The sequence below is a fragment of the Vibrio sp. Vb339 genome, from assembly GCF_902751245.1.
Taxonomy (GTDB): Bacteria; Pseudomonadota; Gammaproteobacteria; order Enterobacterales; family Vibrionaceae; genus Vibrio; species Vibrio coralliirubri.
Window position 1 is genome coordinate 377,766 of sequence record NZ_CADDIS010000002.1, and the last position, 17,619, is coordinate 395,384.

Annotated in this window: 12 protein-coding genes; 5 read left to right on the plus strand and 7 right to left on the minus strand. The window is 43.5% G+C overall.

Annotated elements, in window-relative coordinates; translation table 11 throughout:
- Positions 1–156: 156 nt before the first annotated feature.
- The 6 genes from HRQ85_RS10570 to HRQ85_RS10595 form a co-directional block, all read right to left on the minus strand.
- Positions 157–375, minus strand: a complete 219-nt coding sequence (locus tag HRQ85_RS10570; RefSeq protein ID WP_004733645.1) for a DUF2835 domain-containing protein — start codon at positions 373–375, stop codon at positions 157–159.
- 191 nt (positions 376–566) lie between these two features.
- Positions 567–3,173 carry an aminopeptidase N gene (pepN, locus tag HRQ85_RS10575; protein WP_172379567.1) on the minus strand — a complete coding sequence of 869 codons (2,607 nt, stop codon included), beginning with the start codon at positions 3,171–3,173 and terminating at the stop codon, positions 567–569.
- A gap of 217 nt (positions 3,174–3,390) precedes the next feature.
- Positions 3,391–4,074, minus strand: coding sequence for a hypothetical protein (locus HRQ85_RS10580; protein ID WP_019823244.1), 684 nt, complete (start codon positions 4,072–4,074; stop codon positions 3,391–3,393).
- A gap of 274 nt (positions 4,075–4,348) precedes the next feature.
- The gene (gene prc, locus HRQ85_RS10585; protein WP_048612134.1) at positions 4,349–6,343 is read right to left on the minus strand and encodes a carboxy terminal-processing peptidase; all 1,995 of its coding nucleotides are present in this window, start codon (positions 6,341–6,343) and stop codon (positions 4,349–4,351) included.
- A gap of 17 nt (positions 6,344–6,360) precedes the next feature.
- Entirely contained in the window at positions 6,361–6,984 is a 624-nt protein-coding gene (gene proQ, locus HRQ85_RS10590) for an RNA chaperone ProQ (protein WP_017057223.1), read from the minus strand.
- Positions 6,985–7,081: 97 nt separating this feature from the next.
- Positions 7,082–7,573 (minus strand): GAF domain-containing protein, encoded by a 492-nt coding sequence (locus HRQ85_RS10595; protein ID WP_017630025.1) that lies wholly within the window; start codon positions 7,571–7,573, stop codon positions 7,082–7,084.
- A gap of 89 nt (positions 7,574–7,662) precedes the next feature.
- Between HRQ85_RS10595 and HRQ85_RS10600 the strand changes: the two genes are divergently transcribed.
- The 4 genes from HRQ85_RS10600 to rsmF all read left to right on the plus strand — a co-directional run bounded on the left by HRQ85_RS10600 (position 7,663) and on the right by rsmF (position 15,012).
- The gene (locus HRQ85_RS10600; RefSeq protein ID WP_172379568.1) at positions 7,663–9,459 is read left to right on the plus strand and encodes an ABC transporter ATP-binding protein; all 1,797 of its coding nucleotides are present in this window, start codon (positions 7,663–7,665) and stop codon (positions 9,457–9,459) included.
- A 54-nt stretch (positions 9,460–9,513) separates the two neighbouring features.
- The gene (locus HRQ85_RS10605; RefSeq protein WP_172379569.1) at positions 9,514–10,797 is read left to right on the plus strand and encodes a paraquat-inducible protein A; all 1,284 of its coding nucleotides are present in this window, start codon (positions 9,514–9,516) and stop codon (positions 10,795–10,797) included.
- Positions 10,784–13,441 (plus strand): MlaD family protein, encoded by a 2,658-nt coding sequence (locus tag HRQ85_RS10610; protein ID WP_172379570.1) that lies wholly within the window; start codon positions 10,784–10,786, stop codon positions 13,439–13,441. Before HRQ85_RS10605 ends, HRQ85_RS10610 begins: the two co-directional genes overlap by 14 nt.
- A 149-nt stretch (positions 13,442–13,590) precedes the next feature.
- Complete coding sequence (rsmF, locus tag HRQ85_RS10615; RefSeq protein WP_172379571.1) at positions 13,591–15,012, plus strand: 16S rRNA (cytosine(1407)-C(5))-methyltransferase RsmF; 1,422 nt, start codon at positions 13,591–13,593, stop codon at positions 15,010–15,012.
- Positions 15,013–15,310: 298 nt separating this feature from the next.
- On the opposite strand, the gene HRQ85_RS10620 is transcribed toward rsmF, so the two are convergent.
- A complete protein-coding gene (locus HRQ85_RS10620) occupies positions 15,311–16,219 on the minus strand; it encodes a CvfB family protein (RefSeq protein WP_172379572.1) in 909 nt (302 codons plus the stop codon).
- Positions 16,220–16,247: 28 nt separating this feature from the next.
- Between HRQ85_RS10620 and HRQ85_RS10625 the strand changes: the two genes are divergently transcribed.
- A complete protein-coding gene (locus tag HRQ85_RS10625; RefSeq protein WP_172379573.1) occupies positions 16,248–17,603 on the plus strand; it encodes a hypothetical protein in 1,356 nt (451 codons plus the stop codon).
- Positions 17,604–17,619: the final 16 nt, after the last annotated feature.

Sequence of the window (17,619 nt, forward strand, 5' to 3'; positions counted from 1 at the left end):
TTGAGCGCTTTTCTACTAACGAGTTAAGCAAAGGTAATGCATTCATTTATTGTAAAAGCATTATTGAAAAATAGTTAATTGTTTTGGAGGTGGTAAGAGGTGAAATGTTTGATTATGTGATTAAGATTCCTTTTAACTCACTAGGCACGCCAAGGTTTACAGAGCTTCTAACTTAATAAACTTATTTTTTTGGTCAGTTGTCAGCCTAAACTGCCCTCTAACCCCTATTTGTGTAAGAAATGGTCTGAACCGAGTTGCAGGTAACTGTAAACGTAAACCTGTTGTGGTTATCACTTGAACTTTACTTGCGGCGCCAGAATAGCTGGCCAAAAACTGCTGATATGAGATGTTAAGTTGGAAAATATAGCGATTCATACGATGCCTGTATAAATATACAGTGCCGGTGTTTTTTGGCACTTTTATATGTCTGACGGTGAAACTGAACTTGAAACTGCTCTAGCTTATCGAAAATTCGACGAACCAGAAACAAAAAATCAGTGGCAGATATTCTCTACCACTGATGGCCTTTCGTTATAGCAAACAGCTTATCTTATTGAGCGTTTAACTTAAGCTTCTAGTGCTTTAGTCACTTTCTCAAACAAGTCTTTTGCTAGGTTGTCCATGTTCTTTAACGTCTCTAGTTCCTGCTTGATAAGAGCTTGACGAACATCGTCGTACTTACGGAACTTAAGTAGCGGGTCAATCAAACGTGAAGCCACTTGCGGGTTGCTGCTGTTTAGCTCACGTAAGATCTCGCCAGAAAATGCATAGCCTTGACCAGACTTGTCGTGGAATTGAACCGGGTTCATGTTTAAGAATGAACCGACCAAGTTACGGGTACGGTTCGGGTTTTTCAAACTGAACGCTTGATGTGACATAGACGCTTTGATCACTTCAAGTGCGTTTGAACTTGGGTTTGTACCTTGCAATGCAAACCACTTATCCATAACAAGACCATCGTGTTTCCACTTGTCACTGTAGTCCGCCATCAAGGTTTCACGACACGCGAGTTGTGCACTGTTTGCCGCGCCCATTGCTGCCATGGTGTCTGTCATGTTGTTTGCTTGCTGGTACATCGCAACAACCAAGTCATTGCCCTGCTCAGTATGAGCTAAGTAACTTAGGCAAACTCTACGTAGAGTACGCTTACCAATCGAATCGTGATCGATCGTGTATTCCGCTAGTGCGTGGCTGTGATAAACCGCCGCTAACTCATCTTCAAGTTCTGCAGCTAGTGTGACTTTCATTGAGTTGAGAACTAATGCGACCGCATCAATATCAACACGCTCATACCAACCCGATACTTCATTGTGGCTTGGCAGTGAAAGCATTTCTGCAATAAACGCAGGCTCTAGTGAATCACTCAACAGTACGCCACGGAATGCATCAACAACAGAATCAGAAAGCTCAAACGCTTGACCCTGTTGAACCTTCTCAACGTTACTGCGGATGTACTTCGCTAAAAGCATTTGACCCGCATCCCAACGAGAGAATTCATTGCGTGCATTTACCATTAGGAAGATAAGCTCTTCATCTGAATAGTTGTACTCCAGTTTCACTGGCGCAGAAAATTCACGAAGTAATGATGGGATCGGTTGCTCAGAAACGTTCTCAAACACGAATGTTTGCTCTGCTTCTTTCACATCTAACACGTTATGAACCAGCTTTCCGTTACATTGTAACTCAACAACTTCACCCGTAGCCGTGTATAACTCGATATCAAGAGGAATATGCAGAGCCTGCTTTTCCGTTTGCTCATGAGTTGGCGCTGTTACTTGGCGAGTTGTTAACGTGTATTGTTTCTTCTCTGCGTTGTAGTGGCTTTTAACAGACAGCGTCGGTGTGCCAGACTGGCTGTACCATAAACGGAACTGAGATAGGTCGACGCCCGACGCATCTTCCATTGCCGCGACGAAGTCTTCACATGTTGCAGCCGTACCATCGTGACGTTCAAAGTAAAGCTTCATTCCTTTTTGGAAACCATCTTCACCCAACAATGTGTGGATCATTCGGATCACTTCACTGCCCTTTTCGTACACAGTCAATGTGTAGAAGTTATTCATTTCTATCACTTTTTCTGGACGAATTGGGTGAGACATTGGACTTGCGTCTTCAGCGAATTGCGGCCCGCGAATAATACGAACATTGTTGATGCGGTTTACTGCGCGAGAGCCAAGATCAGATGAGAACTCTTGGTCACGGAATACGGTTAAGCCTTCTTTCAAGCTTAGTTGAAACCAATCACGACAAGTCACTCGGTTACCGGTCCAGTTATGGAAATATTCATGACCGATTACCGCTTCGATGCCTAGGTAATCGGTATCCGTAGCAGTTTGGTCGTTCGCGAGAACAAACTTAGAGTTGAATACGTTCAGACCTTTGTTTTCCATCGCACCCATATTGAAGAAATCAACGGCTACAATCATGTAGATGTCTAAGTCGTACTCTAAGTTGAAACGCTCTTCGTCCCACTTCATTGAGTTAATCAAAGAAACCATCGCGTGGTTAGCTCTGTCTAGGTTGCCTTTGTCGACAAAGATTTCTAGATCAACTTTGCGGCCTGATTGCGTAGTGTAAGCATCACGAAGTACATCAAAGTCACCCGCAACCAAAGCAAATAGGTATGCTGGTTTTGGATGTGGATCTTGCCACTTCACCCAGTGACGTCCATTTTCAGCTTCACCTTCATCAACACGGTTACCATTACTTAACAAGAATGGATTTTCTGCTTTGTCGGCGATAACCGTGGTGGTGAATTTTGCCAAGACGTCTGGGCGATCCATGTAGTAAGTGATACGACGGAAACCTTCTGCTTCACATTGCGTACAGAAAGCACCACCTGATTTGTACAGGCCTTCAAGTGCACTGTTCCCTTCAGGATCAACTTCAGTCACGATCGTTAATGTGAATTCTTGTGGTAAATCGTTCAGTGTCAGTTGAGTTTCAGACTGTTCATATTGAGTCCACTCTTTACCTTCTACCAAAACAGAAACCAGCTTCAAGCCTTCACCATCAAGTACTAAGGTCGAGCTATCTTTCTCTTGCTTAACACTAGACACCGCCGTAATGATAGATGCTGAATCGTACAAATCGAAGGTAAGATCGATTTCAGAAATAGTGTGAGATGGTGATTGATAATCTTTACGATACTTGGCTTGAGGTGTATGTGCCATGACGGGTTCCTTTTGATCGTTATACGTAATTATTTGTTAACTGTATATATCTAAAGGTTGAGCGCCAAGAACACAAGGGGAATATTAAAAAAAGGAGGCATTGTAGGAAAATGCCTCCATGTTTTGCTATTTTATCAATCAAATCAGAAAGGAACGGCTAAGAAATGAACTGTGTGCCATATTTTCAACGAACCGATTTTATGGCTAAAACTCGTCCTTAACGTATACGATTAAGCACCGCGAACATGTCTCCCTCTTCACCTTGAAGCGTCAAAACATCACTATTCAATGTGTAACGAGTGCCGTGCTCACCGTTCTCATAAAGCAGCACTAATTGGTCGCCCTCGGTGTAATACACACCACGACGAATGACTTCACCCCCTTCTTCATCGGACACTCGGAACATGAAGATAAAATCAGGTTGAAGCACTAAATCCATTTTTTGAATGTTGCTGGCTCGCAAGTCGCTTCCAGACAGTTCGGCGCTTGACCATATTCCAGCCAGGGCGTTGGGCAAGGCTTTGGTGAACATAACACCGTTAAGATTCAGCATATTATGGTTACTGCTGTATGCGTAAACCTGAGGCTCAGAAGTATTCAAACCTAAAATAATGGTGTCTTCATTGGCGTTATACAAACCTTCCCAATGATCCACACTGTAGTCTTTCTTTTGGATATCGATAGTGAATGAGTAATTTGAATCGAGAGTGAGTTTGATTGCTCTAAAGTTTTCAGTACCTTGCTCAGGATCTGGATTCATCAAATACCAATCACCAAGCAGCAGAGGAAGGTCAAAATGAGATAGATTACTATCACTTTTTGATTGTTGGCTGCTCGAAGCGACCTCGCTCCCAAAAGCAACAAAACTTAAACAAGATAAAATTAGTAGAATCCATTTCATACGCGCCCCCTCATTTTCTTTAAGCTTAGGCACGTAATGATTAGAAAGCGAAAAAATATGATCCAAGTCACTAAATTTTAAGTGCGAAGTAACTTAAGTGTCATTATCCAACGCAAAATGGAGCTAAATCACCCTGAATATTGAGTGTTCTTTGCGACAATCTCAACGGTTACAATCAGATATTCTTGTCAAAACATAGACACAAAAAAAGCGAGCCTAGGCTCGCTTTTTAATTGCGTATCTTTAAACAATCACCTTATAACAGGCGTTTGCTCTATTTCTTGATCATATCCAGCATGATGGCAACAGACTCATCAAGATAAGCATCCGGGGCTTCATAGTCTTTAGGAATATCATCCAACGTTTTAAACGCCTCTAACTTAGCGGCTTTTTGACGTTGATTAATACGATCTAGACGAAGCGCATCCGCATCATCACTCTCTTGCTGACGTACCTTTTCATTCAAAGAAAGGTCGTTATCGTCTTTATCTGCCTTATATTTTTCAATATCTTGCGCGATAAAGCCAAATTCCATATCTGTCGCAATACGAGCTTGGTGTTGAGCCGTTAAAGCAGCAATTTGCTCATCGTTACGCTGTAACACTGAGTAGTTTGCTTTATCAATGCTGTCCCAAGGTAGAGCATTGTCTTCAACACTTTCACCAGTATCTGCCGGGTCAATTGGCGTTGGGTAAGCAATATCAGGTACTACACCTTTGTTTTGTGTACTGCCACCATTGATTCGATAGAATTTCTGGATTGTGTATTGAACATAGCCCAACTCTTTGTCGAACAAATCATAAATATGATTCAAAGAACGATGCTGTTGTACCGTACCTTTACCGAAAGAGTTTTCACCTAGGATGATTGCACGACCGTAATCCTGCATCGCTGCTGCAAAGATCTCAGATGCCGAAGCACTGTAGCGATTCACCAATACCGTTAACGGGCCTTGGTAACTGATTTCACCATCAGTATCACTGTTCACTTTGACACGACCGTAACTATCACGAACCTGAACAACAGGCCCCTCTTTGATAAACAAACCAGAGAGTTCGGTTGCTTCCGTTAGTGCACCACCACCGTTGTTTCGCAGATCAACAATAATACCTTCAACACCTTGCTCTTTAAGCTCGGTGATCAGTTTATCGGTATCTTTAGAAAGACCAACATAGAAACTAGGCACTTCTAGTACACCAATCTTCTTGCCATCTTTCTCGATAACTTCTGACTTAACAGCGCGGTCTTCTAGACGAATCTTGTCGCGGACAATTGTGACAACGTGACTTTTTGCATCTTTACCATCTGGCAAGATTTGTAGCTTAACTTTAGTCCCTTTCGGTCCTTTAATTAATTGCACTACATCATCTAAACGCCAGCCGATAACATCAACAATCTCTTCGCCATCTTGACCAACGCCAACAATACGGTCGCCATCGCTCAATTGTTTGCTATTTGACGCAGGGCCACCAGCAACTAAAGATCGAATAACGGTGTAGTCGTCTGTCATCTGAAGTACAGCACCAATACCTTCTAGAGATAGATTCATCTCTGATTGGAATTGCTCTGCGTTTCTTGGAGAAAGGTAACTGGTGTGAGGATCAACTTCACGCGCAAATGCGTTCATGTAGATTTGGAAAGCATCTTCATTATGCGATTGCGTAATACGCTTCATCGCATTGTTGTAACGCTTTTCCAAAACTTCTTGAATCTCTGGCCACTCTTTGCCAGTAAGTTTTAGATTCAACGCATCGTATTTAACGCGTTTTCTCCAAAGCTCATTCACTTCAGCGATATCTTTTGGCCACTCTGCTTCACTACGATTGAGCTCAATACTTTCATCAGTATCAAACTTAATCTCTGTATCTAGCAAAGACAATGCATATTGAAAACGTTCAAAACGCTTCTGCATAGACAAATTATAAACATCGAATGCAATCTGGTTATTGCCTGCTTTCAGTTGATCATCAATTTGTGTAGATGACGCAGCGAAAGAGTCAATATCAGCTTGAGTGAAGATATTACGATTATAATCCAGCATCTCTAAGTAACGATTAAAGATAGCTTGAGAGAAATCATCGTTGAGATTGAAGTGTTTATAGTGAGAACGAGTAAATCGAGAAGTAACACGTTTACTAGCAGTTTCGTGTTGGACCTCAGGAGCGAGTAGAGGTAAATCGTCCTGATCTAATTTGGCTTCAAGAGCCTGAGCTGAAGCTGCTAGCCAAAAGCTAGCAGCAATCAGTGTCAATTTTGAACGGCATTTCATGCGTAGGAGTATCTCCTTTAAGCGCGCAAGTGCTCCGCTTTAACAACCATTTGTAGGCCGTTTGCTAACTGAACACGCACATCTTCCTTATTGATTTCAACAATGGTCGCAGCCATGTTTCCTTTACCCATGTTCACATTTACTTCTTTGCCAGCGATGAATTCGTCAGCGTTCAAAGCGCGTGTTTCTACAGGCTTTTCTACTTTTGGTGCTTTAGGCGCTTGACGACGAGGCTGTTGAGCTTTCTTCGCCTTAGGTTTTGCTTTGCCTTCTTCACGAGCTTTTTGTGCTTGTTCTTTACGACGAGCCTGAACTTTCGCTTTGCTTTCTGCAAGTGTAGCTTTAGCGTGTTCAACGTGCTCTTCTTCTAGTGTGCCACACGCGTTGCCGTCTAGGTCAACACGTTCTGCGCCAGCTTTTACGCCGTGCAGGTAACGCCATGATGATGTGTACTGTCTTAACGCTGCACGAAGCTGAGTCTTACTTACTTTTTCGTCTTCATTTAGACGTTCAGCAAGATCTTGAAAAATACCAATTTTAAGTGGCTTCGCTTCACCTTCTAGAGTAAAGCATTTAGGGAAACATTCAGCAATATATGCGATAACTTCTTTGCTGTTTTTTAACTTTTCAGTGTTTTCCATGTGGGTTCCTGGTTTTTGCGGTTTTCCGCGAGCATTAAGAAAATATTTTTACGTATTATAGAGAGATGCTTGGGAAAAACCACAGTAAGAGAATAATTTATGCCTTGTTCGCGTGCGAATTAAGCAGCTTTTCCACTTCTGCCATGAAAAATGTTAATCCGTCCTCGTCAATTTGAGAAAAACGGCCAACATTTGGGCTATCGATATCAAGAACACCCGCGATTTTTCCGCCAATCGAGAACGGAATAACGATTTCTGAGTTACTTGCAGCGTCACAAGCGATGTGACCTTCGAACTCATGAACATCATGAATGCGCTGAACTGTATTCGTCGCAACCGCAGTTCCACACACTCCACGCCCTACCGGAATTCGCACACAAGCAGGTTGACCTTGGAAAGGACCCAGTACAAGTTCGTCTTTTTCCTTAGCTTGGTCCTGCTTCATTAAATAGAAACCCGCCCAATTCAAATCATCCAATTCCATGAATAATAAAGAACTGATATTAGCAAGATTAGCAGTTAGATCGGTTTCTGATTCAATTAATGCAACGGCTTGTTTGGTTAAGCGTTGGTAATGTTCTATTTTCATATTAACTTCCAATTAAATTGAGACTTCCATTATCAAGAGAACGCAGTAGAATGCGGCCATCAAACTAAATAGGACTTATTCTCATTACAATGAACAATTCAGAAGACACTATTAGCCGTTCTTGGTTAATAACTCAAGTAAAAAAACACAAGTCCAAATTACTGTTTGCTAACATTATTGCCATATTTGCAACTCTCATTAGTGTCCCTATCCCGTTGCTCATGCCATTAATGGTTGATGAAGTATTACTTGATAAGCCCGCTTCTGGCTTAGATATGATGAACCATCTACTTCCATCTTCATTACAAACACCGACTGGCTACATAGCACTAACCTTGTTGTTAGTGATTATCATGCGATCGGTTAGCCAAGCGCTGAACATTCTACAAGGGCGTCAATTTACACTCGTCTCCAAAACAATCACCTATCAAATGCGTAGCAAGATGATAGATAAGCTTGGCCGTATCAGTATTAGACAATACGAGACTAAAGGCAGCGGCGGTATTAATGCTCACCTAATAACAGACATAGAGACAATCGATAAGTTCATTGGCTCAACGCTCTCTAAGTTCCTCATCAGCTTCTTAACTGTGTTCGGTACCGCAATCGTGCTGTTATGGTTAGAGTGGCGTTTAGGACTGTTCATTCTACTGGTCAATCCTGTTGTTATTTATTTCTCTCGTAAACTAGGCAGCAAGGTTAAGCACCTTAAAAAGTACGAGAACCAATCTTTCGAACGCTTTCAGAATCGCTTGGTGGAAACCTTAGACGGCATTTACCAACTGCGTGCGGCGAATAAAGAACGTATCTTTCTCGATGAACTTAAGGTTCAAGCAAACCAAGTAAGAATCGATGCCGACAAATACGCTTGGCAATCTGAAGCTGCTGGCCGTGTTTCGTTTCTACTCTTCTTATTAGGTTTCGAGCTTTTCCGTGCCGTCGCTATGCTAATGGTGTTATTCAGTGACTTAACCATTGGTCAGATTTTTGCGGTATTTGGTTACTTGTGGTTCATGTTAGGCCCAGTTCAAGAGCTGCTAGGGATTCAATTCTCTTGGTATAGCGCGAAAGCTGCCCTGCAACGCATCAACGATCTTCTTCAGTTAGAAGAAGAGAAGCGTCCTATTAGTAAAGTAAACCCATTCACTGAAGATCAAGAAGTGACAGTCGACATCGAAGACGTTACATTCTCTTACACATTGGAAAACACTGTTTTAAATAGGCTATCGCTGCACATCCCTGCAGGTAAGAAAGTCGCTTTGGTGGGCGCAAGTGGCGGTGGTAAATCTACGTTAATCCAGTTGCTGATTGGGGTTTACCAAGCAGACTCGGGTTGCATTCGCTATAACGGTGAAACAACCGATGACATCAGCTTTGATGTAATACGCAATCAAATTGCCGTGGTTTTACAACAACCTATACTCTTTAACGATACATTAAGGCATAATCTGACCCTTGGTGCTGAATACGATGAAATGTCGTTGTGGCGCGCGCTTGAAGTCGCTCAAATGCAAGATGTCATCAAGCAACTGAGTAATGGCTTAGATACACAAATTGGTAGGAACGGCGTTCGACTGTCTGGTGGTCAACGACAACGCTTAGCAATAGCTCGTATGGTGCTGAGCAATCCTAAGTTTGTTATTCTTGATGAAGCGACATCTGCACTCGATACAGCAACAGAGTCAGCGCTGCATAAAGCGTTGAGCGAGTTTTTGAAAGATCGCACAACTTTGATAGTGGCTCATCGATTATCAGCGGTGAAACAAGCCGATCTAATCTATGTTTTAGAAGATGGACAAGTCACACAGACGGGAACACATGGTGAATTGGTTGAACAACAAGGACTCTATCAAACACTCTACGGCAGTGTGCAATCGCACGCCTGATGTTTGTGGCTCTGAGTCTTTAAGTCGGGTTGCTCACCTAACTTACGTTTCAATTTGGGAGGTCGCGTGACCTCCCCATCCGTAACCAACCCTTTATCAACAAAACACCAATGCGACAGCAGCTCAGTGCGTCTTTGCCAGGGCTGCGAACTTCCCGTAGATAAAATGGACATCCCTTTAGGGAAATCCGCTTACTGCCCAAGATGCGGAACTCAGCTTTATAGAGGCGGTACCCCTAGCCTCTCTGGAAACCTAGCAATTGCAATTACCTGCTTATTGCTGTTTATTCCATCTCACTTTTTTGAATTCATCAGTATTCGCCTGATTGGCGTCATGATACCCGCGACGTTACCATCGGGTGTTTTTACCTTAATGGGCGAAGGCTTTCCTCTACTTGGTTTGCTGATCCTGTTCTGCAGTTCGATCGCTCCGTTGCTGGTCTGTACCTCGGTACTCATCACTCATGCTTCACTGCGTTTTAAGATCTTCACACCCTTTCGTTATTCATTAGCCATTATTCAGACTCTCAAACATTGGATGATGTTGGATGTGTTTCTGGTAAGTTTGGCGGTCTCGTGTTTTAAACTGCAAGATTATTCAGACATTTTCGTCGGCCCTGGTTTGATTGGCCTGATTCTTCTGCAGCTTTTCAGCGTATTACTGGTAAGCCGTATCAGTGTGCGTCGCTACTGGGAAGCTTGGGCAAAAGAATCTGAATACTCTTTTGCTGAAACTAAGAACGTACACTGTCAAAACTGTCACCTATCTCAGCCTGACGGTCATACTTGTGTGCGTTGTCACCATGACTTATATCACCGCAAGCCCTACTCTATACAGAAGACTTGGGCTCTGCTATTTGCCGCATCCGTGGCTATCGTGCCAGCCAATGTCATTCCTATTTCTATTCTTATTACCAACGGTCAAAGGCTAGAAGACACCATTATTTCCGGTGTCGCTTCGCTGATTAATAGCGATATGTATGGCATCGCTGCGATCATTTTCATTGCCAGTATCGTCGTGCCAGTCGCGAAAATACTGGGCCTCGCGTACATCTTAATCTGTATCAAGATGAAGCGTGCCGTTTACCACAGGCAACGTATGACCATCTATTTCATCGTAAAATGGGTGGGGAAATGGTCGGTAATGGATCTGTTCGTTATTTCGATCATGATGACCTTGGTCGACCGTGGACAAATTTTAAACTTTACACCAGGTTATGGTGCAGTCGCTTTTGGCGTCGTAGTTGTTCTCACGATGCTAGCAGCGGAAAGCTTAGATCCTAGGCTAATTTGGGATAACTACACCTCTAAAGATGAGTCAGTGAATGAACAACGATAACCAATCACAAACGTCATATTCACCAGAAGTAAGGAAAAACAAAGGCATCTCACCTTTGTGGATTCTGCCGATATTAACCGTCGCCTTAGCCGGTTGGTTGGTCATGAAATCGATACACGATGCTGGGCAACGTGTGCAAATATACTTCTCAGATGCCGCAGGTTTAGTCGCAGGTCGAACAACGATTCGTTACCAAGGCTTAGAGGTGGGTATGGTGCGCGACATCACTTTATCCAAAGATCTATCGAGTATCTATGTCGATGCTGACATCTACCCAGAAGCGAAGAAGCTACTCTCAAAAGGCACTCGTTTCTGGCTTGTAAAACCGACAGCAAGTTTGTCGGGTATCTCAGGATTAGACGCACTTGTTTCAGGTAACTATATTGCTATCCACCCGAGCGAAACCAAACAAGACCCAGAAACCGTTTTCCAAGCCTTAGAATCATCCCCTTCTGACTTACTGGCTTCTGAAGGTTTGAATATTTCACTGACGACCAAAGATCTGGGCGGTGTGTCTGTTGGTTCTCAAATCGTTTACCGTAAAATCCCAATTGGTGAGGTTTACAACTACCAGTTAAACGACAACGCTAAATCCGTTACGATTCAAGCGTCAATTAAAGATGAGTACAGCCATATAATCACCGACCAAAGCCGTTTTTGGAATGTCAGTGGTTTAGGTGCCAGTATTGGTTTTTCTGGTGTTGATGTTCGCCTAGAGAGCCTAAGTGCATTACTTGGCGGTTCAATTGCGGTTGACTCTCCGGGAGAAGGCCAACCGGTTGAGATGAATACTAAGTTCAAACTCTACCCAGATCTGAAAACAGCGGGTCGAGGTATCTCTATCAAGATCGCCGTACCAGATGACAACAAGATCAGTGCAACGGGTGCTCCGATCATGTATCGCGGCATCGAAATCGGTCAAATCACTGATTTATCGCTAAGTGAAGGGCGTGAAAACGTCGTCGCATCTGCTGCTATTCAACCGGCATTCAGTGACTTTTTAAATAGTGGGAGTAAATTCGTTTTAGAAGAGGCTGAACTGTCGCTTACTGGCATGAAAAACATTGCCAATTTAGTGACAGGTAACTTTTTAACCTTGGTACCGGGCGAAGGTGAAAAAGCACGTCGATTTACTGCGATCCGCAAAAATGAATTCAGTCAGCAACAAGAGAAATCCGTTGCGATTCGCTTAACGTCAAACAATTCGTTCGGTTTAGATGTCGGTACACAACTTCTCTACAAAGGCATTGCCGTTGGTTCTATCATCCATGTGGGATTAGTTGATGGTGTTGGTACGGGCTCTGAGAAACACGAAGTCTTCATGGATGCGCTTATCGACAACGAGTACGCGCATCTTATCAAAAGTCACAACCGTTTCTTCGTGACAGGCAGTGCGACCGCAGAGCTAACCGAATCAGGCTTGAGTGTTACGGTCCCACCAGCAAAACAGCTTCTTACTGGCTCGATTAGCTTTGTAAGTGTAGGTAAATCTGAAGCTCGAACGGACTATCAACTTTTCCAAAGTAAGTCGTTAGCAGAAATTGCTAAGTTTAATCAGTCGGGTTCAAAGACACTTTCTTTGTTTGCGAGTGAGTTACCTTCAATTTCTAAAGGCAGCCCACTCCTCTACCGTAACCTACAAGTGGGTAGTATTTCTGATTTTCAGCTTGCCGACGGTGGCGTAAGAATCAAAGTCACAATCGAAAATCGTTACACGCACTTACTCAACAAGCACACTGTTTTCTGGAACCGTTCAGGCGTTGAGGTTGATGCATCGCTATCGGGTATCAGCATTAAAGCGGCACCAGTTAAAACCCTTATCCAAGGCGGTATTGCTTTTGACTCTCTGCCGGGAATCGACAACAAACTCGGCGATGTGTGGAAGCTATATAAAGATTCGAAATCCGCTCGAAAATTTGGCCGCGCGATTACCATCACCTCTTCTGGCGATCAAGAAGTCAGCAAAGGCATGGCGATCAAATATCAAGGTGTCACTGTTGGTGAGGTTACTTTGGTGATTCCGAACTTCAACAAGGGCGGTATTGAAATTACTGCGCGAATTTTACCTGAATACGTCGACAAGATTGCCGTGGCAAACAGCCACTTCTGGTTGGCAGAACCTGAGATTGGCCTTAACGGCATCAAAAACGTCTCTGCGCTGCTCTCTAAGCACATCAACGTAGATCCGGGGAAAGGTGAAAGAAACACGAAATTTGAGCTTAGCAAAGGACCCGTGCAGCCTGAAGGCAAGATATTCCAACTGCAAAGCGAAACGCGAGGCTCGGTATCTGAAGGCACGCCTATCCTATTCCGTGAGCTAGAAATCGGCAGTGTTATCGATGTTCAGCTGGGCGAGTTTGCTGACCGCATCATCTCTACGATTCAAATAGAACCTGATTACGCGTATCTAATCCGCGCAAACACCGTGTTCTGGAACGTGTCGGGCGTCGATGTCTCTATCGGCCTGTCTGGCGCAAACATCAAAGCCGGTACGGTAGACAGCTTGTTAAGAGGCGGAATTACATTCTCAACACCGCCGACTAATGAACTTCAGCCAGTGGCAAACGAAGATCAGTCTTTCTATCTCTATCCTAAAGCCGAAGATGAGTGGAAATCATGGAGAACCGCAATTCCTCGCCCATAGAGTGAACCCCCTGACGTTTCCGGAAGATTAATTCTTCATCAAAATGCAGCCATTCGGCTGCATTTTTGTTGTTTGCTATAAATATGGTTTAGGGCGGCCTCATTTTGCTTTAAACTCCCCGCATTAATGCAATAAATCGAGATACTCTTTTGCACGCTAACGTATATATTCCTGAAGAATTCCTAACGCACATCGAAGCAATCATGCCTAGTCATCTAGATATGGCTTCTTTTGTTGCGTCATGCCAAAAACCACTTCGTAAAAGTATTCGAGTCAACACATTGAAAATCAGTGTTGAAGACTTCCTAGTACGAGCAAAAGAGAAAGGCTGGGAACTGGAACCTGTACCTTGGTGTGGAACGGGCTTTTGGATTACAGCTGATGAAAGTGAAGCGCCACTAGGTAATACGGCAGAACACATGTCTGGTCTTTTCTACATCCAAGAAGCCAGCTCGATGATGCCACCCTCGGCACTTTTCCAAGGTGAAGCTGATTACCAAGCGGTGTTAGACACTGCGGCTGCACCCGGCTCTAAAACAACGCAAATCGCTGCACTAATGAATAATCGCGGTGTATTGGTTGCCAATGAGTACGCTGCAAGCCGTGTGAAAGTCCTACACGCTAACATCGAACGTTGTGGTGTTCGTAATGCCGCTCTAAGTAACTTTGACGGTCGAGTTTTCGGTGGTTGGTTACCAGAACAGTTTGATGCAGTGTTGCTAGACGCGCCCTGCTCTGGCGAAGGTACCATTCGCAAAGACGCTGATGCGATGAAGAACTGGACGTATCAATCTGTGGTCGACATTGCCGATACGCAAAAAGATCTGATTGAAAGTGCATTCCATGCTCTTAAACCTAATGGTGTTTTGGTTTACTCAACGTGTACGCTTAGCACTGAAGAGAACCAACAAGTGTGCCATCACTTAAAAGAAACCTTTGGTGATGCGGTTGAATTCGAATCTCTGGAATCACTATTCGACAACGCAAAAGCAACCACGACAGAAGAAGGCTTTCTACACATCTTCCCTCAAGTTTATGACTCTGAAGGCTTCTTCGTTGCTCGTATTCGCAAGCTAGCATCTGTGACTCCACCAGAAGTTAAAAAGCGTATGGGTAAATTCCCATTTGAAAAAGCCTCAAAGAAATCTCAGCAAGAAGTTGCTGAACAATTAATGGATACTCTCGATATCGAATTGCCAAGCGATACTCAGGTTTGGATTCGTGACAAAGATGTCTGGCTATTCCCAGAAGCGCTAGAACCTATGATTGGTGAATTCCGTTTCTCTCGCATGGGAATCAAGATCGCCGAAACCCATAAAAAAGGTTACCGCTGGCAGCACCAAGTGGCGACAACGCTCGCAACAGGTAATGAAGCTAATGTTGTCGAGCTAAGCATTGAAGATGCTCGTGAATGGTTCATGGGACGCGATGTTCGCCCTGAAGGCTTGTCTGGCAAAGGTGAAGTACTAGTGAAGTACAACGGTGCAATCATCGGCCTTGGTAAGTGGGTTGGCAACCGAGTGAAGAACGGTTTACCACGCGAGTTAGTGCGCGATAAGAACCTATTCTAAAGCTTTCTCCCTGTATACAGCTAGATAAACAAAAAGCCCAAACAACGTTAATTGTTTGGGCTTTTTCTATTCTATCGGCCATGTAACTCAGTGTGCGAGCGCTTGTAAATCAACAACTAATTACATAAATATCAATTCAAGTCACTATTTCCAAAAAGAAAAATCGCACTTTAGGGAATCTAAACTAGACTTCAATCTAATAGTCAAAAGATTAAAACGATTAGCGTAGGCTCTTCGGAGCCCTTTCCCCTAAGCCCAAACAGGAAGGTTTGGGCTTTTTTTTGACCGAGAGGATCGCTTATTTAACTAAGCTGATACCTTCTTTGTCGATAGTGATCTTGCCAGATTTGTACAGACCACCAATTGTCTTCTTGAACGTACCTTTGCTGGTTCTGAATGCAGAGAAAATAACTTCAGGAGAAGACTTATCATTCAAAGGCAAGTAACCGCCTTTCTTCTCAAGCAGATCAAGAACCTTAGTGCTTAGGTCATCCATCTTAGCGACACCAACTTTCTGAAGAGACAAATCAATCTTACCGTCTTCTTCACGAACGTTTTTAATGTAGCCTTTTAGTGTTTTACCAATGAACAGCTTACCGATGATGTCAGATGGGAAAATCATACCCCAGTGTTCACCGTTCACGATCGCTTTGTAACCCAATTGGCTGCGCTCAGCGATAATGAGATCAACTTGCTCATTTTGCTTATAAGTCGCAGGCGTGTTGTCTAACCATTTGTTGAACTTCGTTGTACCAACGATACGGCTCGATGCTTTATCGATATACACATATACTAAGATTGACTGGCCTTCGTTTAAACGGCCACGCTGCTCGCTGAAAGGAACAAGAAGGTCTTTGCCTTTCACGCCCCAGCTCATGAATGCACCAGTGCTGTTAACACCTTCAACCGTCATCAAACCAAACTGGCCTACTTGAGCGATCGGTTTTTCAGAGGTTGCAGCGATCTGGTTGTCAGAATCAATGTATAAGAAAACATCTAGCTTTTGACCAATTTCAACACCTTCAGGAGTAAATCGTTTCGGCAGCAACACGGTTCCATAGTCGCTAGCGTCAAGGAATACACCGAAGTCTGCTTGTTTTACTACTTCTAAGTTGTTTATTTGACCAATATTAATCATCAAGATTGTCTCTACTTTAAATTTGGCGGAGATTATACGTGATCTCTGATATGCTTTCGCTAGTTTCATTCATATTTTTACATTCTAGGAGACATCGTTGATCACCGTTGATAAACAAGATGCGATAACACTTAAAATTAACCATGCCATGGCTAAGACAAAAAAGCTCGACATGGACGTTTATCTATTCATTCCCGGTGAACTTGGACTGACTCCTGAAGTGCTTTCTGAAAGTGCCTTTTTCTACAGCTCAATCACTCAAAAACGTGCCTACTACAGTGACAAGACACTTTTACCTTTGGTACACAGTCGCTTAGCTAAGCGTGGACGATTGTCGATTACGCAGTATCGTGTCAGTTTGAGTTTGTTCGCCTACCAATATGTTATCGCGTTAGATAAAGCAGTAAGTAGCCTGAATAAGAATGATAGTGACGACGTAACGGCTGATGAAGTAGATGAAGTTATTGAACTGGCTTTAGATATCCTCAAGAAGCTTCGTCGTAGTATTCCTTATGAAGAGAACCTTAAGCGCTACTACGCAAACATTGATAACTATCTTTCATGGTACACAGAGCAAAAGTTCTTATCGCTGGTTTCACACATGCCACGTGGCAGCGAGTACTCCACCATCAAAGAACGACTCTTAACGCTTTGTGATAAAGAAACCGCTCACCGCAAGCTCAACCGTTACAACTCAGCTAAGGTACGTGAAGACGTCACCCGCCTGAGTAACAAGATGCGACTGCTGAGACGTTTGATTGAACACCCTATCGTACTCAAGGAGAAGACCACCTCCATGGGTAAGAACGTTAAGCGTGCCGTGAAAGGCATTGCGACCGGTTTGGTGATGGTTGTCGTGACTACTACTGTGATCTTGGCTCGTGACTTTCTTGGTGAGATTACCGCTTCCTTCATCGTGGCGATGTCATTCATCTATGCATTACGCGAAATCTTCAAAGATGATTTGAGAGACATCCTTTGGCGCTGGCTGCGTAAAGGCAAACCGAAATGGAAGCGTCGTTACTTCGACCCGACGACTAATAAATCTGTCGGTCACAAGCTTGAGTGGCTGGACTATGCGAATTTCTCTAAGTTAGCAGATCGTATTCAATCAATTCGTAAGAAGCGTGTCGTTCAACGTGAAGAGCAGATCCTGCACTATCGTTCGCACACTGAGATGTCGACATCGACGTTCATGAGTGGTTATGAAGAGACTCGTGAAACGTTATCCATCAGCCTAAGAGCGCTGACACGATTGATGGATAAGGGGTCAAATAAGGTGTATCGCTTGAATGAAGGGCAAGTTAGCCGTGAATCGGTAGAAAAGCGCCACTTGCTCAACCTGATCATTAAAGAGAACAATCACGATAACGAACCGACCTATTACCGTTGGAAAATCGTAATGAACCGTTCAAAGATCGTCGACATCGAGCAAATCACTCAAGAATCTTAACTTTTCTACGGTTTGC